We start from the raw sequence: 24,932 nt of genomic DNA, 5'->3' as shown, positions 1-24,932 counted from the left end.
GGGAGACATCACTGCACGAAGAATGCTTAAAGACAGGTACAACATGCAGGGGTTGAAGGCAAATATTCTCCCATGAGCAGCCTGTTTTTAGGCGTGATCGTGTCAGGAATCGTCTGGGTCACAATCCGGTATCCCTTTGAACTAAGCCGCAAAGCCCTTACCGTATCCACAGCAAGGGATTTGTCCATCCAGCCGTCAAGCCCGGCTGTGGAAGATGTCTTTATATTATGGCAGCAGGGCAGAACCGCCACCCTGGCATGCTGTTCAATGGCCTTATCCATAATCAGGTCGGTTAAGGATCCACAGGCATGGGCAGAGACCACCATATCCCCGAAAAGAACAGGGGTCTCCTGGATTAATGCCTCTTTATAGACAATCCTGTGATTCAGTCTTGGCCATACGTCAATCAAGGCCGCAGATAACTTTTTTGCATTTAAAGGGATGGTCTTGTCCACGGCAATGGCCGTTGGTGAACTGTCATCAAGGATGAGCATGATATGCGCCAGAAGGCCATGCCCGCAGGCCAGATCCAGCACCCTGCCGCCCCGGTATCTGCGCCGCACCCGTTTGGCCACCTCCCATGCCTCATGGAGTTCTTTTCTTGGCAGGGTCCCGGCCCGGCACACCGCCCTTGCAATTTTATCAAAAAGGGTGTTGCCGGGGAAAAGGGGCTGCTGTTGCGGGGTCAACCTGTTCTTTGAAGATTTTTTCATGAGTCAATAAATGCAGCCTACCGGATATCGGCATTGTACAACCGCAGGCTGTTGGTCACCACAGAGATGCTGCTGGCAGCCATGGCCAGGGCCGCAAGAATCGGGTGGAGCTGCCGTAAAAATTCCGGGAACATGTCAAACGGTGCCAGGATTCCGGCTGCCACGGGAATCAGGACAATATTATACACAAATGCCAGAAACAGGTTCTGTCGTATGGTGGCAATGGTTTTCCGGCTGATGGTGATGGCCTTGGGAATCCCGGTTAATTTCCCGCTGGAAAGGATCACATCCCCGGTTTCAATGGCAATATCGGTTCCCGTGCCAATGGCAAAGCCAATGTCGGCCTGGGCCAGGGCAGGTGCATCATTGATCCCGTCTCCCACCATCCCGACCAAAACATTGTTTTGCTGAAACGCTTTCACTTTTCCGGCTTTTTCCCCAGGCTTTACCTCGGCTTCAACTTCATCTATCATCACTTCACCGGCAATGGCATTGGCGGTCTGAACATTATCCCCCGTGAGCATGACGACCTTGAGATGGTCTGCATGGAGTTGCTGTATGACCTGCTTAGACTCAGGTTTCACCACATCGGAAACCGACAGGATTCCCAGTATGTCCGTGTTTCTTGCCAGCACCATCACGGTTCTGCCCCTGCTCTGCAATGCCCGTATCTGCGCCTGGATGGCATCGGGTATGCCTGGGTCCTGTTCAAACCATCCGGGTTTACCCAATCTGAAGACCTGATCATTTATCGTTGCTTCCACACCCAAACCGCTGTGGGCTTTAAAATTTATCGGATCGGTCAATACCCGTCCCCGTTCCATGGCAAAGGCCACAATGGCTTTACCAATGGGATGTTCAGACCCTTTTTCCATGGAAGCGGCAAGGGTCAGGAGATCATCGGCAGACAAACCCGATGACGCAGAAGCAAGAAAGTCAACCACGGTGGGTTTGCCCATGGTGATGGTACCGGTTTTGTCCATTACAATGATGTTCAGCTTGGCTGCAGTTTCAAGGGCTTCACTGTGTTTGAACAAAATGCCGTTTTCTGCGCCTTTCCCGGTTCCCGCCATAATGGCGGTGGGGGTTGCAAGCCCCAGTGCACACGGGCAGGCAATGACCAGAACCGCTACCATTCGGATCATTGACGGAACAAACTCTCCGGTGATCCCCCACCAGATGCCAAAGGTAATAACAGCGATACCGATGACCGCCGGAACAAATATGGCCGCCACGCGATCGGCCAATGCCTGGATGGGCGCCTTGCTGCCCTGGGCCGTCTGGACAAGCCGTATGATCTGGGACAGGGCCGTGTCTTTGCCCACCCGGGTGGCTGTAAATTTTAACAGGCCCTCGCCGTTAACCGTCCCCCCTGTCACCCGGTCTCCTTTTGTCTTATCCACCGGGATGGGTTCCCCGGTAAGCATGGATTCGTCAATGGCGGATGTGCCTTCAATGATAACCCCATCCACGGGAATCCGTTCCCCGGGTCTGATCACAATGGTATCATTGAGTTGAACCATGGAGATGGGAATCTCTTTTTCCACACCCTTCTCAACAACAAAGGCTGTTTTTGGCTGCAACCCGATCAGTTTTTTTATGGCACCGCCTGTTTTGCCTTTGGTTCTGGCTTCAAGCAGCTTGCCGAATTTTATGAGCGTAATGATCACAGCAGAGGTTTCAAAATAGACATGCCCGCCAAGTCCGGGAAGCACAAGGATGCAAACCGAATAAAAATACGCCACGGAAGACCCCAGGGCAATCAGTACATCCATGTTGGCACTTTTATTTCTTAAGGATTTATACGCGCCCACGTAATAGTCCACACCCGTATAAAACTGAACCGGTGTGGCCAGGAACAGGAAGAACCAGTTCATCCATGGCGCATGACTCCAGGCACCGGTCAGGCCGAAATCCCTTGACATGCTGATGAGAAACAAAGGCAGGGCAAAAATAACCCCCACAATGAATTTCTGCGTCTGGTCGCGGATTTCTCCATGCCGGGCAATCGCTTCCACATCGTCTTCATCCTGATCCCCCTGGGCCAGAATCACATCAAACCCGATTTTTTGAATCTCTGCCACGATGGTGTCAAGGGAAACAAGGGAGGGGATATACGCCACGAGCAATCTTTCCGATGCGAAATTCACCGATGCCGAGACCACTCCCCCTACTTTTTTGTTCAACGTTCGTTCGATGTTTGCAGCACAATTGGCACAACTCATGCCAGTGACCGGCAATTCCTTTCGGCTGACAGGGACCTTAAACCCCAGATCATGGATTTTATGAATAATGTCTGTTGAAAGAATTTTATCCGCATCAAATGACACCATGGCCTGTTCAGTGGCAAAATTCACATTGGCCTCTGTCACGCCCTCCAGTTGACTGACGGTGCGGGTAATATTGGCGGCACAATTAGCACAGCTCATGCCGGTAACGGGCAGGGTCAAGGTTTGTTCGTTCATCAAAGATCTCCTAAAATCAAGTCCAGGTAGCAGCAAAACATCTCTTTGTCTCTTTGCCATATGACCCAAATATAACCACAAATTATTCATTTGCAAAATCTGCAAAATTTCCATACGCTGGGACAATGATCGTCATCAACGCCATATTCCCCATATTTATACTGCTGTTTCTCGGCAACCGTCTCAAACGATTCAAGATCACCAATGACACGTTCCTGAAAACCGCTGACCGGTTGGTATACTTTATTTTTTTTCCTGTCATGCTGTTCTGGAAAATCGGGGGTTCTGCCCCGGATAAAGGAATCAGTGTTTCCTTATGTGCGGCTGCCGTTCTGGCAGTGGCGGGTGTTTATCTGGTGAGCCTTGCAGCCATTCGGGGGTGCCATATCACACGGTTTCAAGCCGGTTCTTTTTCCCAGTCCTGTTACCGGTTTAACACGTATATTGGCATGGCCATTGTCATGACAACCCTTGGAGAATCCGGCATCCGATACTTTGGTATCCTCATCGGATTTGTCATCCCCCTTATCAATGTCATGGCCGTTTCAACATTGATCTGGTATTCCGGAAAAAAGGGAAGCCCGGTACAACTCATAACCTGGCTTGTAAAGGCATTGATTTCCAACCCGTTGATCCTTGGATGTGCTGCCGGTATTTTCTTTTCCAGGTTCCAGATACCCTTTCCGGTTTTTATGGATAACACGTTTCAATTGATGAGCTCGGTGACCTTGCCCCTGGCCCTGATTTCCATTGGCGGATCACTCAGTATGACCGGGCTTAAGGATCATGCAAAGGTGTCGTTTATTGCGGCCGGATTAAAATTACTGGTGCTGCCAGTCATTGGATTTTTCCTGTTAAAATCATTTTCCATCACCGGAATCCCGTTCAAGGCCGGAATGATCTTTTTCACCTTGCCCACCTCAACTGCCATATATGTTCTGTCAGCCCAGTTGAACAGTGATACCCAGCTGGCTTCCGCAGCCATCATGGTATCAACCATGCTTTCTTTTATATCCCTGTCAGTTGCATTGTTAATTTGAACTATTGATTTTTTTCCGGAAAGACGAGGGATCTGGCCCACCCGAAAATCGTATTGCCCTGGAGCCCTTTTTTTTCTGCAAATTCAAGATCCCGGGTCATTTTATCGGCATCGGCAAACCGATCTTTCCGGGTGATCATGGGTTTATCCGGGTCCAGTTGCTTGACAATTTTTGCCGGATTTCCAGCGGCAATCACATTGGCCGGGATATCTGAAGTGACAACAGACCCGGCACCAACAATACTGTTTTTTCCAATGGTCACCCCTTTGCAGACAATGGCACTGTCCCCAACCCAAACGTTTTCTTCCAGCGTCACAGGGCTTGCCACTTCCGGCGGCAAAGACCGGTCATAAATACCGTGCCAGTCGGAATCGGTGATATAGACATGGCTTGCCAGCATGCACGAATCGGCAATGGAGATAGAACTGGCCGCGCTGATCCTGACCCCGGGAGCGATCAGGACATGATCGCCTATCCTGATGCCGTTGATATTGTCCTGATCTGACCACACCGTCAACCGGGTCTTTTTATCAGAACATCCCAAAAGGGTGATATGGTTTCCGATACGGACGGGCCCGCCAAATATTTCAATGTGCCAGGGTTTGACAATAAATGAATGGCGGCCAATGGATGTCAACTGGGGGGCAAGCTTATGACGGACATATAGCTTCAACAGCCTGTACCATGCGCATTTGATGTAATACGGACGATAATCCTTTATCAATTTAACAGCCCCTTATAGACAAATCCCTCCCACGATTGGTGGCTGAAAAGCTTGGATGCCGGGGTGATGGCGTATATCGCATCTGCCGCGATCATCGCCACGGCATTGGTCCAGGAAATCTTTTCTTCGGGCCAGATCACCATGTCAGGATAGGTGTACCCGCACCAATAGGTTTTATCCTCATATCGCCTGTCCTGGATCCAGGAAAAGACAATGCCGGCTTTTTCAGTCCGCCCCATGCCATGTAACGCAAGGACAAGTTCCGATGTTTCAGCGATGGTGACCCAGGGCTGGTCAGACACACACCTGACCCCCTGGCCGTCTATGACATATTTGTTCCAGTACTTATCCATTCGGTGTTCTGCTGTTTCGCCTGTCACCGCACCGCTTAAAATGGGGTAAAACCAGTACATGGAAAACCTGGATTTGCTGACATTATAATGATGGGGGGTCTTTCTGATGGAGTGTCCCAGTCGGCTAAAGGCGGTCTCCCAGGATCGTCTTTTTTTTCCAAGGAGGGTGGCAACGGCCAGGGCGCATTTTAAACTCATGAAAATAGAACTGGCACCGGTCAGAAGAGACATGGAATCCACTTTTCCTTCAGGGCTTTTCGCCCAGTAAATTTCTCCGCCGCTGGTCTGCAGACTGATGGCATAATTGATGCCGTTTTCCATTGTCGGCCAATACGCCTCAAGCAATGCTATATCCCCAGTCATCAGCCAGGTATGAAACAGGCCCACAGAAAAATACGCTGCCATATGGGTTTCCCGGGTTCGGTCGGAGGGGGTGCCGTTCATATAGGCGGAATACCAGGAGCCATCGGGATTCTGAATGTTTTTCAGCCATTCAAATGCCCGGCAGGATATATCAAATCGGTTGCCAATATTCAGCCCCATTATCGTTTCGATAAGGTCCCAGGGATCTGTTTTCCCTTCCGTATGCCACGGAATATCCCCGGACTCCCTTTGAAGGAACTCAATGAAAGCGACAATTGAGTCGATGTTCAGGGCATCGGACAATTTAATTTTGGGGTCTTTTAGCGCCATCAAACCTCTCCGGTTAAAAAATGTCCTTAAAAATTAAAAACTCACATTAACAAACCCATTTATTTTTTACAAGAAAGACCCTTATTAATCATGAATGATTATTCATATCACTTTATATTTGTTCAACCCAATATCATCTGCACAATCCCCAAAATGATAATATGCCTAACATTTTGAATTTGAATGTAAATTTTTCGAATAAACCCGACGCTTTTTCCAAATTATTTTCCTTGACAACCCCCATGATTATCTGTTAATCAAAAATGAATACTCATTCATATTTTTTAATCAACACCCTTGCATTAGGAGGCAATCATGATAAGAAAAGTCAGACAGGCTGCAGTTATCGGTTCCGGAATCATGGGAGGCGGTATTGCCGCCCTTCTTGCCGGTGCCGGCGTAAAAGTGCAGCTGCTGGATATCGTTCCCTTTGATTTAAAAGCGGAAGAAAAAAATGATCCCACCGCCCGCAACCGCCTGGTGAAGGCCGGTCTTGATGGGGCATTGGCATCCTTTCCCTCTTTATTTTTCAACAAAAAAGATGCGGGCCTTATCACCATCGGCAACCTTGAAGACGACATTGAAACCCTGTCTGAATGTGACTGGATCATTGAAGTTGTGGTGGAAAACCTGGGCATCAAAAGAGACCTTTTCACAAAAATAGAACATGTCAGAAAACCCGGCGCCATTGTTTCAACAAACACATCGGGCATTCCCCTGAAAGACATTTGCGAGGGCTTTTCCAAAGACTTCAAATCCCATTTTATGGGCACGCACTTTTTCAACCCAGTGCGCTATATGCACCTTCTCGAACTGATCCCGGGCGCAGACACCCTGCCTGAAATCCTTGAATTTATAGCGGCATTCGGTGAGAAAAATCTGGGCAAAGGCATCGTCTGGGCAAAAGATACACCCAACTTTGTCGGCAACCGCATCGGCATACAGGGTATCGGGGCCATCATGAAAGCCATGGTGGAAGAAGGAATGACCATTCCCGAGGTGGATGCGATATTTGGCCCTGCCCTGGGCCGACCGAAAACCGCCATTTTCAAAACCGTTGACCTGGTGGGTCTGGATACAGTGATCCATGTCTGTAAAAATTCGTATGATCTCTGCCCGGACGACGAACAGAGAGCGGCCCTGATATTACCGGAATTCATTGACAAAATGGCTGAAAAAAATCTTCTGGGCAACAAAACCCAGGCCGGATTTTATAAAACCGACCTGACCCCGGAATGGAAAAAATTAAGAAAAGTATTAAATCCGTCCACCATGGAATATGAAGACCTGGTCAGGCCCAGCTTCCCCTGTATTGATGCGGCAAAAAAACGAACAACCCTGAAAGAAAAAGTGGACTGCGTCCTGAACGGGGATGACAAGGGGGGTAAATTTGCCTGGAAAATGGCAGCCAATAGTTTCCAGTATGCCGCCAACAGGGTGCCTGAAATCGCCGATACCATCATTGAAATCGACAACTCCATGAAATGGGGATACAATTTTGAAATGGGCCCCTTTGAAATCTGGGATGCCTATGGGGTTAAGGCAGCAGTGGACAGGATGGACAAAGAGGGCCTGGATGTTCCGGCCAATGTTAAACAGATGCTGGAAAAAGGCAACACCTGCTTTTACAAACTGGAAAATGGTATCAACTATTATTATGATTTTTCATCTGATGCCTATAAAGTGGTACCCACCGGCAAAAGCCGGGTGTCCATTGCTGCGGCAAAGGGCAATAACAAGACCGTAATGGCGAACAAATCCGCCAGTCTCGTGGATATCGGGGATGATGTTTTCTGTATTGAATTTCACACAAAAATGAATGCCATCAATGAAGAAATCATGGATTCCATTGGCGAAGCCCTTGATTATGTGGATAAAAACGGGGTTGGACTGGTCATCGGCAATGAAGCCGGCGGCATGCCCGGGGCATTTTCCGCCGGGGCTGACCTGTCCTTTGTATCCAAACTCTGTCATGACAAACGCTACACGGATATCGAGGCGTTCCTGAAAAAAGGACAAGCGGGCATCCAAAGGGCCAAGTATTCACCTTTTCCCATTATTGCCGCACCCTACGGAATGGTTCTGGGGGGGGGGTGTGAAGTCTGCCTGGGGGCGGATCGAATCGTGGCCCATTCAGAACTTTACATGGGGCTGGTGGAAATCGGTGTAGGCCTTCTTCCCGCCGGTGGCGGCACCATGAACCTGTGGAAAAAATATATCACTGCCCTGCCGGCCAAGACAGCCCAAGACACGGACCTGGCGAAATTTTTTGTCCCGGCCTTTATGAAAATTGCCATGGCAGCGGTTTCCATGTCAGCAGCCCAGGCAAGGGGGAACGGTTTCCTGGGTCAGGCCGACAGGATCGTGTTCAACCGTGACAATCTGATCGGCGAAGCCAAAAAAGAAGTGCTGAAAATGGTGGATGACGGATATATCCCCCCGGCCAGGCAACCCCTTATTGTCATGGGAGATGCAGGCCAGGGCATGGTGGATTCTGAAATCTTCAACCTGCTCAACGGTGGCTTCATGAGTGAGTATGATGCATTCCTTGCCAAACGAATTGCCTATGTGATGAGTGGGGGAGAAGTTAAAACCGGTAGTGCCATCGATGAAGAGACCCTGCTGAAACTTGAAAGGGATGCATTTGTAGACTTCTGCAAAGAAGAAAAAACCATTGCCAGAATCGATCACATGCTGAAGACCGGCAAACCACTCAGAAACTAAAGGAGGATGTAAGTCATGAGAGACGCATATATCGTACAATCCATCAGAACCCCTGGTTGCAAACAGAACAAAGGTCTGTTCAACCAGACAAGACCCGAAGAGCTTATTTCCTTTATCATGAAGACGGCTGTGGAACGAACCCCCAACCTTACACCCGATCACATTGACGATGTCATGCTGGGGTGTGCTTTTCCAGAAGCAGAACAGGGACTTAATCTCGGCAGAGTTGCCGCGAAGATGGCCGGATTTCCCGACAAGGTATCCGGTGCCACCGTTAACCGGTTCTGTGCATCGGGTCTTGAGGCCATTGCCCTTGCCTTCATGAGAGTCCGGATGGGATGGTCAGACATCACCATAGGCGGCGGTGTTGAGTCCATGAGTTTTGTTCCCATGCCGGGAAACATGCCCCGCCCTCACCCTGAATATGCCCGGACCAACCCTGAAATGTATGTTTCCATGGGCATCACAGCAGAAAATGTCGCCGCCCGTTACAACATCTCCCGGGAAGACCAGGATAACTTTGCCGCAGACTCCCAGGCAAAAGCAGCCAACGCCAGAGATAACGGCCTGTTTACGGAAATCATTCCCACACCCGCCTATAAATATGTCAAACAGGCAGACGGGACCTACACGAAAGAACAATTTATGGTTGAACATGATGACGGCATCAGGGTCTCCACCGCGGAAGGACTGGGAAAACTTCGACCGGCTTTTTCTGCCGGCGGTGTTGTCACAGCAGGAAACTCTTCCCAGACCACGGACGGGGCCGCGGTGAGCATTATCGCATCAAAGGAAAAATGTGATGCACTGGGGCTTAAACCCATGGCCAAACTGGTCGCCTACACCACCATCGGGTGTAAATCCGATGAAATGGGCGTGGGCCCCCGCTACGCCATTCCCAAGGTCCTGGCGCAGGCCGGGCTTACCATTGCCGATATGGATATCATTGAGCTCAACGAGGCCTTTGCCTCCCAGGCCCTTTACTGCATCCGGGAACTGAAACTGGAACCCTACATGGATAAAATCAATATTCATGGCGGTGCCATTGCATTGGGGCATCCGTTGGGATGTACCGGGGCGAAACTCACCGCCACCTGTCTGGCCAACCTCAAAGAGGTCAACGGACGATACGGTATTGTTTCCATGTGCGTGGGGGGCGGCATGGGGGCGGCAGCCATATTTGAACGACTCTAAGCCACACCCGCCTTGGTCTTAAAAAAAGGGCTGTTTCCTTCGTCAGTGGGGAAACAGCCCTTTTTCTGCATTGGCATTGTGAACGGTTAACCCCAAAATATCAAAGTCCTTGCTATCCCCATAAGAATATTATATCCAAAATAAATTTGGTTAACAGGCAAATACTATTTCACGAATCATTGAGCGGGAGGAAAGATGACCGAACAAGAATATTCCTTTAGTCCATCAGGAGAAAAGTTTCCAATTCCCAGTGAGCAGGCGCATCAGGAGGAATTTGAAACCCTGACAAAAATCGTTGACCAGCAGCGGCAGAAAGGCCGGGAGATCGTGGTGGTGGTGGGCGTCGGCTTTGTCGGTGCGGTCATGGCAGCCGTGGTTGCGGACTCAACAGATGAACATGGGGAGCCCAAAAAATTTGTCATTGGCATGCAGCGCCCCAGTGTCCGGAGTTATTGGAAAATTCCGTTGTTGAACCGGGGACTGTCACCGGTCAAGTCTGAAGACCCCGAGGTGGATGTGCTGATTCACAATTGTGTAAAAGAAAAAAAGACCCTGATGGCCACCTATACCTATGATGTGCTGAGCCTGGCAGATGTTGTGGTTGTGGACGTTCAGTGTGATTACCTGAAAGAATCCCTGGGAGACTGCCGAACCGGTTCTGCCGACATGGCCGCCCTGGAAACCTCTCTGGGTTTCATTGCAGAAAAAATCAAACCGGAAGCACTGGTGCTTATCGAGACCACCGTCGCACCCGGCACCACTGAGCAAGTCGCTTATCCGATCATGAAAAAAATCTTTCGGCGGCGAAATATAGATACCGACCCGTTGCTGGCCCATAGTTATGAACGGGTGATGCCCGGCAAAAATTATGTTGCCTCCATCCGTGACTTCTGGCGGGTCTGCAGCGGGGTAAACCAGTCAGCCAAAGACAAAGTAAAAAAATTTTTAGAGGATGTGCTGAACACCGATGATTTCCCGTTGACCGTTCTTGACAAACCCATTGAATCGGAAACAGCCAAAATCATTGAAAATAGTTATCGGGCCACTATCCTTGCCTTTATGGATGAATGGTCCCTTTTTTCCGAGCGGAACGGTGTAGACCTGAAAAAGGTAATCGAGGCCATTAAGATGCGCCCCACCCATTCAAACATGCTTTTTCCGGGTCCGGGTATTGGTGGCTACTGCCTTCCCAAAGATGGTGGCCTGGGTGTGTGGGCGTATAAACACATCCACGGCTGGGAAGATGACATTTTCAAAATCACCCCCCTGGCCATTGACATTAATGACACCCGGTCCCTGCATGCGGCCCAGCTTGTCCGGGATGCCCTGCGAAATATGGGCCGGCCCATAGCAGCCGCAGACATCCTGCTGCTGGGGGCTGCCTACCGGGAAGATGTTGGGGATACCCGTTACAGCGGCTCCGAGATGATTGTTCGCAAACTAACGGAAATGGGTGGGGAAATCCGGGTGCATGACCCGTTTCTGGAACACTGGTGGGAGCTTGAGGCCCAGGACACCTACCCCCAACCCCAATATTCATGGTCCCGTTTCTTCCACCGGCAGGAGAAATTAAAAGAACTCACCATTGAAAAAGATTTGTGGGGCGCCATGAAGGGCGTTGAGGCCATCGTTTTAGGGGTGCGCCATTCCCACTATCTGGACATGGACCCGGAAGCGGTCGTGAACGCAGTGGGTAAACCCTGCGCCATTATCGACTGTTTCTGTATTTTGGATGATGAGAAGATAGAACAATACTTCAAATTAGGCTGTGAAGTAAAGGGAATGGGACGGGGTCATATTCAACGCATCAAGGAGAAGGTCCGTAAAGCCCTGTAAAAATAAAGGCCCGCTATTTCCTCCATGTATCAAATCATCAGGCGGGCCTTTTTTTGCAATCTCTCACAGAAAAAACCAAACCCAGCGGTGAAATAAGGACACGATCATTTGCTTGTATTGTCATTAACGCGTTTACTATCCCATTTAGGCAGGTCTTTCCTTTGTCAAACAAAAAAGACATCATAAAACGGCCAAAAATTCCAGATAGCTTTCTTGCTTGCTTGTTTAGAAAAAATGCCAAAAAAAATTCCGAGACGGTGATCAGCTGAAAAGTATGCCGCAAGAAAACAGCGCACAATAGGCCAGGGCCATCTTTGCCGTCCCTGCAAGGCAAAGGTTCAGTGCTTCGCCTTTTTCTTCGGATATGGCCCTCAACAGGGGAAAAGAAAGGTGAAATACCAGCAGAGGCAAAAGAATAGCTGCCCGGTACCATCCTGAGGCAAACATCAGGCAGGGCAGCAGGAAAGAAAGTAAAACCAGAATAAAATATTCGGTTTTGGTCCGGGCATATCCAAGGATCACGGGAAGGGTTCTCTTGCCGGCCTTGGCATCGGTCTGGATATCCCTTAAGTTGTTCACCACGATAATGGCGGTAATCAATAGCCCTACCGGGATTGATACGGCCATGCATTCCCATGACCCCATACCTGCCATGAGATAATAGGTGCCGCACACGGCCACAGGTCCAAAGAAAAGAAACACAAACACCTCTCCCAGACCGTTGGAGGCAATGGGGTAGGGTCCGCCGCTGTAGCAGACCGCACAGATCAGGGAAGCAATAACAATGACCAGGATCACCACGCCCCCTTTCATGATCAGAAACAGCCCCAGGATCAGGGACAGCAAAAGCGTGAAAATCGTGGCGTTTCTAACGGTCTCAGGTTTGATCAATCCGCTCTGGGTAACCCTGACCGGCCCTTTTCGTTCATGGGTATCAATCTTGTTTTTAAAATCAAAATAATCATTGGCCAGATTTACCGAAATCTGCAGCAGCAACGCCCCTGAAAGTGCTGCCACGAACATTACAAAAGAAAAGGCATTGTCTGATGCGGCACAGGCGGCACCCACCAGCACAGGGCAGACGGCTGCCGGCAGTGTTTTGGGCCGGATGGCCAAAAGCCAGTGTTTTATTTGCATTATTTGATTTCCTAATTGATGTACAGGTGTTTATTCACCTTCAGTTCAATGGCATAGATCACAAAATAGATGGCCACGCCCAAAAGTCCCATGGCCATGATACCAGTATACATCTCCTTGTACAACAGGATCTGGTAGGTTTCCACCACAATATAATATCCCAGCCCATATTCGGTCAATGACTGCTCTGCAATAAACAACACCGCTATGGCCGTGCCCGTAGATACCCTCAATGCCGTGAGCACGGCCGGCACACAGGCCGGAAGGTAGACGTAGCGGAACAATGCCAACCGCCCCGCCCCCAGCGACTGCACCGACAGGATCAACTCTTTCTTAAGCCCGGCAGCCTCGTCCCTGACCACCACCAGAATCTGGAAAAATATGATCAGGGCGATCAGGGTGATCTTTGACAGGTCTGTAATCCCCATGAGTACATAGATCACCGGCAGAAAAATAATTTTGGGTATGGGATAGGCAATGGCGATCAACGGCCCAGCAATCCGGTCCAGCAGGGCAATTTGACCAAGGGCCAGGCCCGCAGGAGCGGCAAGCAGCGTTGCAATGGTGATGGCCGCCATGACCCTGGCACCGCTGGCCAGAAAATGAAGCCCCAGTTCATTGAAAAAAGAGGTAAAAAAAAGCGGCACCACTGTAAAGGGAGAGGGCAGTATGGGCCGGTTCACAATGACGGCCACCAGCCACCACCCCCCCAGCAGCATCAATGTACCGGTAACTGCCCCGGCCAGGGTGGCTTTTTTCTTCATTGCAATGCCCCCAGACAGTTGTGAAGCCTGTCACACATCTGCTCAAACTGTTGTGATTTCACATTGCCCCTGCTGCCGGCATGGGGGTTGTCAATCACCTGGGCCGCTGTGTTGACACCGGTGCTCAGCACGAGGATATACCGGCCCATGATGACAGCCTCTTCAATGTCATGGGTCACCACAATACTGGTCCTGTTGGTCTGTTCATGAAGGGTGTTCATCACCTGCTGCAGTTCTTTTCTGATGGGGGCATCCAGAGCGGAAAAGGGTTCGTCCATGAGCAACAGGTCCGGCGCCAGCACCAGGGTCCTGGCAATGGCGGCCCGCTGCCGCTGTCCCCGGGACAACTGTGCAGGGTAGCTTTGGCCGTACTGATCAATGCCGAGCCTTGCCAGCCATTGATCGACCTGCTGTTTTTCTTTTTTTCTGTCCGGCAGGCTGTTCAAGGGACTGTGGATGCCGTCCGGTCCGTAGAATTTTCTGATTTTAAACCCCAGCATGCTGTTTTCCACCACCGTGGCCCAGGGCAGCAGCCCATGATCCTGCAACACCAGACCTGTCTGCGGCCTTGGCCGTGTGACGGGTTCCCCTTTTATTCGGATACAGCCCTTTTGCGGCATGATCAGCCCTGCAATCAGATAGAGCAGCGTGGTCTTTCCGCACCCGGATGGTCCGATAATAGTCCATGACTCGCCTTTGCCTATGCTTAACCCGAATCCCTTGAATATCTCCTGCCCGCCGGCATGGGTGAATATCAGATCTTCAATGGTAATCATTGAAGAAATGCGTTGCTTACCGAAGACGCATAGTCAATCTTTTTGGTGATCATCTTTTTCTCGGTCATCCAGGCAATGACATCCGCCCATTGTGCCTGGCTGGGAACTTCATTGACCGGATATGAGGGGATAAGAAAAGACTGCCTGATATTTTCGGGCACCCTGATTTTCTTGAGCATGAGTGACCGGTAGCGTTCAGGGTTGGTGTTCAAATCCTGGGCCGCCCGCATCCAGGACTTAATATACAGGGCCACAGCCTGCTGTTTTGTTTGAAGAGATGCCCTACTGAACGTCAGCACACTGACACTGTGTTCAGGCATCTGAAGATCGGCTGCCAGCACCTTTGCCCCAGCACTGACAGCGCTTGTGGCAAGGGGATCCGGCAAGGTGGCTGCCTGGATCCGGCCGGACATGAGAAGCTGCATCCTCTCGGGCAGGACAGGAACGGATCTGGTCTTAATCTGATCGTCGGTGAAACCCGAATTCTGTAGCAGCCGGTCTGTGATATATTCGATAATGGTATTCTTTGACACGGCAATGGGAACCCCTTTCAGGTCGTCCACACTGGAAAGGGAACTTTTCGGAGATGCCAAAATTCTGAAAAGGGCAGAATTATTAATGGGTTTTCTGGCAGAGGCAATGATTTTCATTTTGGCCCCTTCCCGGTTAAAGCTTGCCGTACCTGCCATTTCGTTGAGCATACCGTCGATGCGGCCGGCCTGCATGAGCTGATCCCGCTCAAGCCCGCTGCTCACGGGCAGCATTTTAACGGTGATACCGTATTCTTCGAAATAACCGTTTGCTTCGGCCACAAAAGAGGGAAGCACATCAGGTATGGGCAGCAATGCCAGAGTCAAAACGGTTGACGTCTGGTCCTTATCGGCCAGGGACACGCCTGCTGCGGCCAGCACCATGCTGGCTGAAAGCAATACAGCCACGGTCATTTGTTTAATTTTTTTCATCCGGCTCACTCCATTTTTATCGGGTTTATTTCATTTAAAACCAACCTTGGGGATATTCGCATTTTGACAGGGGTCATACCATATTTCAGTGACATTTTCCAGTCCCCTGATCTTTGTATCAGCCTTGGCTGCAAAGGAGACCACCAATACAAAACGGTAAGCTACCCTGTAAAATTCGGCAGGTTCTCACGGATAGAGACAACAGACCATCTCTTTGAATTCGACCTGAATCACGAAATCCGTTACGCAAAAAGAAAAAAGAGCCAAAAAACCAGGTCGTCTGGTTTATGGCCGGAAAACAATGCCGTCCCTTCATCCCCATCATCGGCTTATCCTCCTTTTCGGATGATGCACCTGTTCCTTGAAAAAAGCCTGGGCCCATCTATTGACCTGACGTCATTGCATGTTATTATCAAGGCGTATAAAAAAATAAATGGTAGTAAATGGTTTACCAGCTTAAAAACATGAACCGGTGTAAAAAGATACCGGATGAAACATATTGAGTGACAAAATGAGTGACCCACAAAAAATATTGATCATTGATGACGAACCGTCCATCTGCAGCGGATGCAAAATAATTCTTACGGAAAATGGATATGATGTAGAAACAGCCCTTTCCGGACAAAAAGGGCTTGAAAAAATATTTAATGACCCATTTGACCTGATCCTGCTGGATATCCGGCTGCCAGATATAACCGGTATTGAAATTTTAAAAAAAATCAATGAAAAAAAAATGGATGTCTCTGTCATCATTATGACAGGCCATGGCACGGTGGAAAATGCAGTGGAAGCGATGAAAAACGGGGCCTTTGATTTTATTACCAAACCCTTTAATGAAAAAGAACTTGAAAAATCCATCCTCAAAGCCCTGGAAAGCCGAGCCCTGGTGCAGGAAAACCTGTCGTTGAAAAAACAGCTTTATGACAAATTCAGCTTTGATAACATCATTGGCAACAATCGGCTGATGGCTAAAATTTTCAACAAAATCGAACGGGTGGCCCCCCTGGACAGTACCGTGCTGCTGGAAGGTGAAAGCGGCACCGGCAAAGAACTCTTTGCAAATGCCATTCATGCCCACAGCAACCGATCCGCCAAACAGATCATCGCCATGGATTGCAATACATTTTCCGCCTCCCTTATGGAAAGCGAACTTTTTGGCCATGAAAAAGGGGCCTTTACCGGGGCCGACCGAACCATGCCGGGAATTTTTGAAATTGCCTCAAACAGCACCTTGTTTTTAGACGAGGTGACCAACCTGGATCTGGACATACAGGGCAAACTTCTCCGGGTCCTGGAAACCGGTGAATACAAATCCGTGGGGTCCAACCAGGTCAAAAAAACAAATGCCCGAATCATTACAGCGACAAATATGGACTTAAAAAAGATGGTGGCGGAAAAAAAATTCCGGGAAGACCTCTTTTATCGGTTAAATGTATTCCCGATACACATTCCCCCGCTGCGGGACAGAAAAAATGACATCCCCAAACTGGCCTATCATTTTTTAAAGCGGTTCTGCCGAAAAACAGGCAAGCAAATATCAGGTTTTTCCGATGATGCCCTTAAGGTCCTTGTAAATCATGACTGGCCCGGCAATGTCCGACAATTAAAAAATGTGGTGGAACGATTGATCATCATGTCCGATGGCAATCAATTGAATCAAAAATTTTTGTATGACCACCTGGAAATACGCTCGGAGAGCACGCCGGATGAGATTCCGGTTCCCCGGACCCTTGATGAACTCAAGGCCGCAAAAAAACAATTTCTTGAAACGCATTTCAGTAAAACCGAAACCTCGTTTTTAAAACGGGCCCTCCTGGAAAACGATGGAAATATTACCCGGGCGGCAAAAATGGTGGGAATGCAGCGGTCCAATTTTTCAACCCAAATGAAAAAATACAATATAACATATTCAAAAACCTAAGCCCCTGCAGCCTGCATATATTTATTTATATGGCATATATTTTTTTATACAGCCGCTCCCTTACCTTTTCGTCCAGGAAAAGCCGCTAAACCTGCAAACCACATATAATTTTTTATACGAAACAGTCCCTCTGCACCGTTATCCACCCGCGCTTCTTTAAAACACATCAACACATAACACTCTGTTTTAATAGAAATAATTTAATTTTATCAATTATTTTAAGTCCCACAACCCACCTGGTATGCCATATGCTATTGTATTTCACAACCAAACAAAACCCCAAAAAAAAGGATAGTGATATGGCCGCTTTAAAAGAACACAGCACAGCTCAGAACAGTGTCGCCCCACATATATTGATCATGGAAGATGATTTACATGTGGCAAAAGGCTTAAAAATGATTCTGGATGAACAAGGGTATACCGTTGACCTTGAGGCAACAGGCCAGGGTGCCATGGAGGCCATGGGACGATATGACTATGATCTTCTGATGGCGGATTTACGGCTGCCTGACATTGACGGCATGCAGGTGGTCAAACAGATTAAAGAAACCAGACCCGAAACAGAAGTAATTGTCATGACCGGCTATGCCACCAGCAGTCTGGCCGTCAATGCAATGAAGCTGGGTGCCCATGATTTTATTGCCAAACCGTTTACCGAGGAACAAATCAAATCGTCTATAACTGAGGCCCTTCATCAAAACAGCTTAGCCCTTGACCAGGATACAGCATCTTCTATTGATCCGGACAATGTCATTTCCATCCAGAAAAGAGAGGTCTTAAATGTGTTGAACCGAACCTGTGAAGATGAACAATTCTGGACGGATCTCATGGAAAAAGGCAGTTTGGCCCTGGATCAATACACCTTGTCCGTCGAGGCAAAGGGCGCCGTTGCATCCGGCGACCTGAAATGGATCAATGAAAACATCGGTGAACTCACACAGAAGCAACTCATGTTTGTTTACAAACGCCTTGAAAGGGAAGCGTGGTAAGATGAAAAATCAGGCAATCACAGGATGTTTTTACCTGTTAATTTTTAACAAAAAGCAGACACCAATACCATGACTGAATTAAAACAATTTAAAATTTTTTATCGAGCCATCAGGGACGTAAGTAAAGTGGTTCATTCCAAAACCGGAACAGACCTGAATGAAGTCCTGAAACTCATGGTTTCAAATACCACCCAGGGCCTCAACGGCAAGGGCGCTGCATTGTGTATTTTTAATAAAGAGACGGCTTCTTTCACGATCCGTGCGTCCTATGGAATTGATGAAAAATATCTGGCACTGGAACCTTTGGCGGGAAAACGATTCTTCTCGTGGCCCAACAAAGAATACACCCCGCATATTATCACGGACATTTCAAATGCCCCCCGGGTTAAATATCCCAAAGAAGCCTGGGATATCGGCATCCGGATGATGCTGGACGTACCATTGATGTTTGATAATTTACTGTTTGGATTTCTCAGGACATATTTTGAGGAAAAAAAAGTGTTTTCCGATGATGAACTGGATTTCATGAATGCGGTGACGGAACAATGTGCCTGCGCCATCAACCATGACAGCAAAATAAAATTCCATATCCTGCAGTACAATAAGCTTGCCACCAAAATTGACCGGCTGTCTTCCCTGGGAAGAATGGCTGCCGGGATTGCCCATGAAATTAACAATCCCCTTACCGGAATACTGCTTTACAGTTCAAATCTGTTTAAAAAAGCATCGCCGGACGGGCCATTTAAAGAAGGGCTTGAAATTATCATGCAGGAAACCCAACGGTGTAAGGTGACCATCCAGGGACTGCTGGATTTTTCCCGGGAAAAAAAGCCTGAAAAGGTGGATGCAAACCTCAACACGGTCATTGAAAAATCGCTTGCACTGATGGATAATGAATTTCTCATCAAACGCATTCAGATCATCAAAAATCTTGATCCGGCCATTGTCAATTTCCAACTGGATCCCAACCAGATTGAACAGGTGTTGATCAACCTGCTGCTGAATGCTGTCCATGCCATCGATGGAAAAGGAACCATCGGCATCCGGTCCAGAATGGACACGGAAAATAATACTGTTCTCATAGAAATCCAGGATAACGGATACGGTATTCCCCAGGACAAACTACAAAAAATATTTGAGCCGTTCTATACCACCAAATCCGATGGCACCGGGCTTGGCCTGTCCGTCAGTTATGGCATTATCAGGAATCACCAGGGTACGGTAAATGTACTGAGCGAACCCGGCATTGGAACATTGATTAGAATCGAGTTACCCATCATGGACGATACAAATGAAGACAACACGAAAGGCTGATGAAAGATGCAACAAAGGGTACTGATTATTGATGATGAAAATGTAATATGCCAGGGCTGTAAAATGATTTTAAGTGAAATGGGATACCAGTGTGACCATTTCTTATCCGGTGCAGAAGGGCTCAAATCCATTTTAAACACCCCCTATGATGTCCTTCTGCTGGACATGAAATTGAAAGACATGAATGGAATGGAAATTCTGGCAACCATTAAAGACGCCAAGCCGGAACTTTATGTTATTGTTATAACAGGATATTCAACAGTTAAAAATGCTGTCACCGCCATGAAACTTGGCGCCAATGACTATATATCAAAACCATTTGATGACGACGATATTATTATTGCCGTTCAAAATGCCTTTAAAAAACAATCGATCACATATAACATCACGGAGTCATAAAAAATGAACATACAAACGATAAATCCAGAACCGCTTCAAGGATCAGTCATGGTTGTCGGCGGGGGTATTTCTGGTATGCAGGCCGCTTTGGACCTTGCCAACTCAGGCTTTTATGTTTACCTGGTTGAACGATCTCCTGCCATTGGCGGGCGAATGGCCCAGCTGGATAAAACATTTCCAACCAATGACTGTGCCATGTGAATTATCTCCCCAAAACTGGTCGAGGTCGGCCGGCACTCCAACATTGAACTGTTAACACTGACTGAAGTTTCCGGGTTGTCCGGGTCTGAAGGGAATTTCAAGGTTTCCCTCGTTCAGCATCCCCGATACGTGGATACCAATAAATGCATCGCCTGTGGCATTTGTGCGGAAAAATGTCCCAAACGAGTGGATGATGCCTATAATGAAGGGCTGGGGAAAAGAAAAGCGATTTATGTCCCCTATTCCCAGGCCGTTCCCTTGAAATATGCCATTGATGACACCCAGTGTATTTATTTGAACAAGGACAGATGCGGTATTTGTGAAAACGTCTGCCCGTCCGGTGCCATCAATTTCAAGGACACCCAAAAAGAGCGGTCCCTCCATGTGGGGTCCATTATCCTTTCCACCGGGTTCACCTCTTTTGATCCTTCAAAACTGGATAATCTCGGGTTTGCCCGACACCCTGATATTGTCACGTCAATGGGATTCGAACGTATGCTTTCCGCCACAGGCCCGTTTGGCGGTCACCTGTGCCTGCCGTCGGAAAAAAAGCACCCCCGCCATCCCGACCGAATTGCCTGGCTGCAATGTGTTGGTTCCCGGGATGAAAACAGATGCAGCAACGGGTATTGCTCGTCTGTCTGCTGCATGTACGCGGTAAAACAGGCCGTCATGGCCAAAGATCACAGCCAGGATCCCCTGGAATGTGCCATTTTCTATATGGACATGAGAACCCAGGGCAAAGATTTTGACCGGTATGTTGACACCGCCAGGGAAAACGGGGTGCGGTTTATACGATCCAGGGTCCACTCGGTGGTTCCCCTGATGGACAAAACCGGCATTGAAATGAAATACATAGACGATTCAGGCCATATTCAAACGGAAATTTTTGATCTGGTGGTGCTGTCCACCGGTCTTGAAATCGGGAAATCCGCCGTTGAATTGTCAAACACCATGGGGATAGAATTAGATCAATTTAATTTCATTCAAACCGGCAGCTTCAACCCGGTTTCAACATCTGTGCCGGGCGTGTATGCCTGCGGGGTTTTAACCGGCCCCAAAGACATTCCCCAGTCCGTGATGGAAGCCAGCTCTGCTGCTGCGGCGGCCACGGAAAACATCGCGCCTGCCCGTCATACGAAAACCAAAAGTATCCGTGTTCCCCAAGAACGCGATACCTCCCGGGAATTTTCTAAAATCGGTGTGTTTGTCTGCAATTGCGGCACCAATATCGGCGGGGTGATCAATGTCCCCGAGGTGGTTGAATATGCCAGAACCCTTCCCGGTGTCACCTATGTTGAAGAGAATCTTTTCACCTGTTCCCAGGATACCCAGGACAAAATGGCCCGGGTGATCAAGGAACAGGGATTAAACAAGGTTGTGGTGGCGGCATGCTCACCGAAAACCCATGAAACCCTGTTCCGGGAAACCCTGGTGAGTGCCGGTCTGAACAAACATGTGTTTGAAATGGCAAATATCCGAAACCATGATTCATGGGTCCACGCCCGGACACCGGAACAGGCCACCGAAAAAGCCAAAAAACTGGTAAGAATGGCCGTGGCCAAAAGTGTTCTGTTAACCCCCTTGTTTGAAAGCAGGCTGCCTGTCACCCAGTCCGCCCTTGTCGTGGGCGGGGGGGTTGCCGGGATGACGGCCGCGCTCACCCTTGCCCGTCAGGGCTTTCCTGTCACACTTGTGGAAAAAAATCAAAATTTAGGCGGAAATGCCAGGCAGTTGAACAAAACCTATCTGAATGAAGATATCGGCGCCTATGTCAAACAGCTCATCCACACGGTTGAAAAAAATGAACGGATCCGTCTGTTCGCGGGCGCCACAGTCAAGCAGGTGGATGGGTTTGTGGGCAATTTTGACACCACCATTGTTGCAGAAGGCGTTGAACAACAGATTTCCCACGGGGTGGCCATACTTGCCGTTGGTGCCCGGGAATCAAAACCGGAGGAATACCTCTATGGCACCCATGATGCTGTCCTGACCCATCTGGATCTGGACACGGTGTTTAAAACGGATGAGAACCGCATCAAAACAGCAGACAATATTGTGTTTATTCAATGTGTCGGATCAAGGGACAAAACCCACCCGTATTGTTCAAAGGTCTGCTGCACCCACTCCATACAAAGCGCCATTGAGATTAAACGCTTAAACCCTGACGCCAATATTTATATCATATACAGGGATATCCGGACCTATGGGAAACGGGAACTGATTTATAAACAGGCAAGGGATCTTGGCATTTTATTTTTCAGGTATGATCTGGACAACAAACCGGTTGTCAGCCCGAACGACGGGTGTGTCACCATTGAATTTGACGACCCTATTTTAAACAGAAGGGTGTCGGTTGATGCGGACATCCTCTGTCTTGCCTCAAGGATCGAAGCCCGGGATAATTTAGACCTCTCCCGGGCATTTAAAGTGGTCAGCGACAGCGACGGCTGGCTCTTGGAAGCCCACCAGAAATTGCGGCCGGTTGATTTTGCCACTGACGGCGTTTTCCTGTGTGGTATGGCCCATTATCCAAAACCCATTGATGAAAGTATTGCCCAGGCAAAAGCGGCGGCATCCAGGGCCATCACCACCCTTGCCCAGGACAGCATCAGTGTCGGGGGAATCGTATCCACCGTCAATCCGCGATTTTGTTCAGGCTGCGGTGCCTGTATCAACGTCTGCCCCTACGGGGCCATTGCAATGAATGATGAAAAAAACATCGTTGACATCAATAGCGCGCTTTGCAAGGGATGTGGTGCCTGTGCGGCGACATGCCCATCTGAAGCCCTGACACTTGACGGATTTAATAATGAACAATTGTATGCACAGATTAAAAGTGCAATGACCGCATAAATAATAAAAAAGGAAACCGCTTTTGAAAACAGATATATTTGAACCCAAGATTATTGCTTTTATGTGCAACTGGTGTACCTATGGTGCTGCCGACCTGGCCGGTGTCTCACGGCTTCAGTACCCCCCCAATATCATACCGGTGAGGGTCATGTGTTCAGCATCCATATCCCCCCACCATATCTTAAGAGCATTGCAGAGCCATGCGGACGGTGTCCTGGTGGGCGGCTGACATATCGGCGACTGTCATTACCTGTATGGTAATCATATGACCATCAAACGAATACGGTTTATGCAGGAACTTTTAACCTTTTTCGGGCTTGAAGGACGACTCCATCTTGAATGGATTTCTTCTGCCGAGGCCCAGAAATATGTACAGGTTGTTACTGATTTTACAGAAAAAATACGGCAGATGGGACCCAATCCCTTAAAAAAAATCGACGCAGCTGTTAAAGGAGCAATATAAAAAAATGAACCTCATCGATCAAGTTGAACAATTGTTCATACAGGACAAGATTGATATTTTTTTAGGATATAAGGCATTGGACGGGCACCTGCTCCCCCACGGGTTTACCCGGGACAGGATGGAGGAACTCAAAGCGCTTCAGGTCAGTGAAGGCCGGTACTCACTTGAAAAAATAGCCACACATTTAACTGAAAAACACCCGGATATTCGCATCGGTATGATCGCAAGGGAATGTAATCTACGGACATTAAACCTTCTTTACACCTGGAAACAATTGAACCCTGAAAATATTGAAACCATCAATATCAGTTGCTGCCCGTCCCCCCTCAAGCCCCACAGTGACTGTTCATACCTTGAACCCAAACAGACCGGGGCGTATAAAAAAACCCACGGCATTGATTTTAATGCAGATCCGGACACTTTTTTAGATGACTTCAACAATAAAAACCGGTTTTCCCGGTGGATGTATGAGTTCAATAAATGCATCAAATGCTATGGGTGCAGAAATATCTGCCCGGTATGTTTCTGTGATGAATGCAGCCTTGAACATGCCAGCCTTGTGGAACCGGGCACCCTTCCGGTGGATGTCCCGATTTTTCATCTGATCCGGGCGACCCACATGGCAGGAAGATGCATTGACTGCGGATTATGCGAGGATGCCTGTCCCATGGACATTCCGTTGCGCCTCCTGTACAGGCAAGTCAATGCCATTGTATCGGATATTTTTGATTACCGACCCGGGAATGGCACGGATCAATCCCCGTTTACCATCATCGGAGAAAAAACAGTGCTGGAGCCCAAACCCATGGATGCTCAACTAGAAGGAGAAAAAGAATATGGACTGTAAATTTGTACCGGCAGTCTGCTCTTATTGCGGAACCGGCTGCGGCGTTCTGTTTGAAGTGATTGATGGAAAAATAAACGCCACCCTTCCCATGAAATCCCACCCTGTCAACCACGGGAAACTGTGCATAAAAGGATGGAATCTTCATGAATATATTAACAGTTATATGCGATTGAAAACGCCTTTAATAAAAGAGGACGGCCGGTTTCAAAAAGCGACCTGGGATGAGGCCATTGGCCATGCCGCCGTTAAATTCAACCAGATCAAAGACCAATTCGGCCCGGACGCCATCGGGGTCCTGGTCTCTGCTAAAATCACCAATGAGGAAAACTACCTTGCCCAGAAATTTACCCGGGCCGTCATTGGTACCAACAATGTCGATCATTGCGCTCGATTGTGACACTCTTCCACAGTGGCAGGTCTTGCCGCTGCTTTTGGAAGTGGAGCCATGACAAATTCCATTGCAGAATTTGAACGAGACTCCAACGTCATTTTTGTTATCGGATCCAATACCACCGCCTGCCATCCCATGATTGCCAGCCGGATTATCAAGGCCAAAGAAAA

The 24,932-nt window shown here is 48.6% G+C and carries 20 protein-coding genes; 12 read left to right on the top strand and 8 right to left on the bottom strand.

Annotation, left to right across the window (positions count from 1 at the left end):
* Positions 1 to 26: 26 nt before the first annotated feature.
* Positions 27 to 713, bottom strand: coding sequence for a methyltransferase (locus tag Q1Q15_RS04350; RefSeq protein WP_300457052.1), 687 nt, complete (start codon positions 711 to 713; stop codon positions 27 to 29).
* A gap of 17 nt (positions 714 to 730) precedes the next feature.
* Positions 731 to 3,178: a heavy metal translocating P-type ATPase gene (locus Q1Q15_RS04345; RefSeq protein WP_300457050.1), complete on the bottom strand. Its 2,448-nt coding sequence runs from the start codon at positions 3,176 to 3,178 to the stop codon at positions 731 to 733.
* Between the two features lie 125 nt (positions 3,179 to 3,303).
* Here Q1Q15_RS04345 and Q1Q15_RS04340 point away from each other — a divergent pair, with 125 nt between their 5' ends.
* Positions 3,304 to 4,218, top strand: coding sequence for an AEC family transporter (locus Q1Q15_RS04340; RefSeq protein WP_300457049.1), 915 nt, complete (start codon positions 3,304 to 3,306; stop codon positions 4,216 to 4,218).
* A gap of 1 nt (position 4,219) precedes the next feature.
* Here the strand turns inward: Q1Q15_RS04340 and Q1Q15_RS04335 are convergent, their stop codons facing one another.
* Both Q1Q15_RS04335 and Q1Q15_RS04330 read right to left on the bottom strand, forming a co-directional pair.
* Positions 4,220 to 4,942, bottom strand: a complete 723-nt coding sequence (locus tag Q1Q15_RS04335) for an acyltransferase (protein ID WP_300457047.1) — start codon at positions 4,940 to 4,942, stop codon at positions 4,220 to 4,222.
* Positions 4,939 to 5,988, bottom strand: coding sequence for a phenyltransferase domain-containing protein (locus Q1Q15_RS04330; RefSeq protein WP_300457045.1), 1,050 nt, complete (start codon positions 5,986 to 5,988; stop codon positions 4,939 to 4,941). Before Q1Q15_RS04330 ends, Q1Q15_RS04335 begins: the two co-directional genes overlap by 4 nt.
* A gap of 315 nt (positions 5,989 to 6,303) precedes the next feature.
* Between Q1Q15_RS04330 and Q1Q15_RS04325 the strand changes: the two genes are divergently transcribed.
* From Q1Q15_RS04325 to Q1Q15_RS04315, 3 genes are all read left to right on the top strand, one after another.
* Positions 6,304 to 8,712: a 3-hydroxyacyl-CoA dehydrogenase/enoyl-CoA hydratase family protein gene (locus tag Q1Q15_RS04325; protein WP_300457043.1), complete on the top strand. Its 2,409-nt coding sequence runs from the start codon at positions 6,304 to 6,306 to the stop codon at positions 8,710 to 8,712.
* Positions 8,713 to 8,727: 15 nt separating this feature from the next.
* The gene (locus Q1Q15_RS04320) at positions 8,728 to 9,906 is read left to right on the top strand and encodes a thiolase family protein (RefSeq protein ID WP_300457041.1); all 1,179 of its coding nucleotides are present in this window, start codon (positions 8,728 to 8,730) and stop codon (positions 9,904 to 9,906) included.
* 195 nt (positions 9,907 to 10,101) lie between these two features.
* Positions 10,102 to 11,742, top strand: coding sequence for a nucleotide sugar dehydrogenase (locus tag Q1Q15_RS04315; protein ID WP_300457039.1), 1,641 nt, complete (start codon positions 10,102 to 10,104; stop codon positions 11,740 to 11,742).
* Positions 11,743 to 12,003: 261 nt separating this feature from the next.
* On the opposite strand, the gene Q1Q15_RS04310 is transcribed toward Q1Q15_RS04315, so the two are convergent.
* The 4 genes from Q1Q15_RS04310 to Q1Q15_RS04295 are packed head-to-tail and all read right to left on the bottom strand — an operon-like array spanning position 12,004 to position 15,381.
* Positions 12,004 to 12,879: a 1,4-dihydroxy-2-naphthoate polyprenyltransferase gene (locus Q1Q15_RS04310; RefSeq protein WP_300457037.1), complete on the bottom strand. Its 876-nt coding sequence runs from the start codon at positions 12,877 to 12,879 to the stop codon at positions 12,004 to 12,006.
* 11 nt (positions 12,880 to 12,890) lie between these two features.
* Complete coding sequence (locus tag Q1Q15_RS04305) at positions 12,891 to 13,643, bottom strand: ABC transporter permease subunit (protein ID WP_300457035.1); 753 nt, start codon at positions 13,641 to 13,643, stop codon at positions 12,891 to 12,893.
* Positions 13,640 to 14,419: an ABC transporter ATP-binding protein gene (locus Q1Q15_RS04300; protein ID WP_300457033.1), complete on the bottom strand. Its 780-nt coding sequence runs from the start codon at positions 14,417 to 14,419 to the stop codon at positions 13,640 to 13,642. The genes Q1Q15_RS04305 and Q1Q15_RS04300 overlap by 4 nt, the downstream gene beginning before the upstream one ends.
* Complete coding sequence (locus Q1Q15_RS04295) at positions 14,416 to 15,381, bottom strand: MetQ/NlpA family ABC transporter substrate-binding protein (RefSeq protein WP_300457031.1); 966 nt, start codon at positions 15,379 to 15,381, stop codon at positions 14,416 to 14,418. The genes Q1Q15_RS04300 and Q1Q15_RS04295 overlap by 4 nt, the downstream gene beginning before the upstream one ends.
* A gap of 511 nt (positions 15,382 to 15,892) precedes the next feature.
* On the opposite strand from Q1Q15_RS04295, the gene Q1Q15_RS04290 reads away from it, so the two are divergent.
* From Q1Q15_RS04290 to Q1Q15_RS04255, 8 genes are all read left to right on the top strand, one after another.
* On the top strand, positions 15,893 to 17,302 hold the full coding sequence (locus Q1Q15_RS04290) for a sigma-54 dependent transcriptional regulator (RefSeq protein WP_300457029.1): 1,410 nt from the start codon (positions 15,893 to 15,895) through the stop codon (positions 17,300 to 17,302).
* Between the two features lie 299 nt (positions 17,303 to 17,601).
* Positions 17,602 to 18,291: a response regulator gene (locus Q1Q15_RS04285; protein WP_300457027.1), complete on the top strand. Its 690-nt coding sequence runs from the start codon at positions 17,602 to 17,604 to the stop codon at positions 18,289 to 18,291.
* A gap of 69 nt (positions 18,292 to 18,360) precedes the next feature.
* The gene (locus Q1Q15_RS04280) at positions 18,361 to 19,605 is read left to right on the top strand and encodes an ATP-binding protein (protein WP_300457025.1); all 1,245 of its coding nucleotides are present in this window, start codon (positions 18,361 to 18,363) and stop codon (positions 19,603 to 19,605) included.
* Between the two features lie 6 nt (positions 19,606 to 19,611).
* Positions 19,612 to 20,004, top strand: coding sequence for a response regulator (locus Q1Q15_RS04275; RefSeq protein WP_300457023.1), 393 nt, complete (start codon positions 19,612 to 19,614; stop codon positions 20,002 to 20,004).
* A gap of 3 nt (positions 20,005 to 20,007) precedes the next feature.
* Positions 20,008 to 23,061 carry an FAD-dependent oxidoreductase gene (locus tag Q1Q15_RS04270; protein WP_300457021.1) on the top strand — a complete coding sequence of 1,018 codons (3,054 nt, stop codon included), beginning with the start codon at positions 20,008 to 20,010 and terminating at the stop codon, positions 23,059 to 23,061.
* A gap of 61 nt (positions 23,062 to 23,122) precedes the next feature.
* Positions 23,123 to 23,524, top strand: a complete 402-nt coding sequence (locus Q1Q15_RS04265; protein ID WP_300457310.1) for a hydrogenase iron-sulfur subunit — start codon at positions 23,123 to 23,125, stop codon at positions 23,522 to 23,524.
* Positions 23,525 to 23,528: 4 nt separating this feature from the next.
* Positions 23,529 to 24,371 carry a 4Fe-4S dicluster domain-containing protein gene (locus Q1Q15_RS04260; RefSeq protein ID WP_300457019.1) on the top strand — a complete coding sequence of 281 codons (843 nt, stop codon included), beginning with the start codon at positions 23,529 to 23,531 and terminating at the stop codon, positions 24,369 to 24,371.
* The coding region (locus tag Q1Q15_RS04255) for a molybdopterin-dependent oxidoreductase (protein ID WP_300457017.1) at positions 24,361 to 24,932 on the top strand (572 nt) is incomplete at its 3' end. The genes Q1Q15_RS04260 and Q1Q15_RS04255, both read left to right, overlap by 11 nt.

The sequence above is a fragment of the Desulfobacula sp. genome (assembly GCF_030145145.1).
Lineage (GTDB): Bacteria > Desulfobacterota > Desulfobacteria > Desulfobacterales > Desulfobacteraceae > Desulfobacula.
The sequence above is the reverse complement of the archived record's forward strand: the minus strand, read 5'-3'. Positions and strand labels throughout refer to the sequence as shown.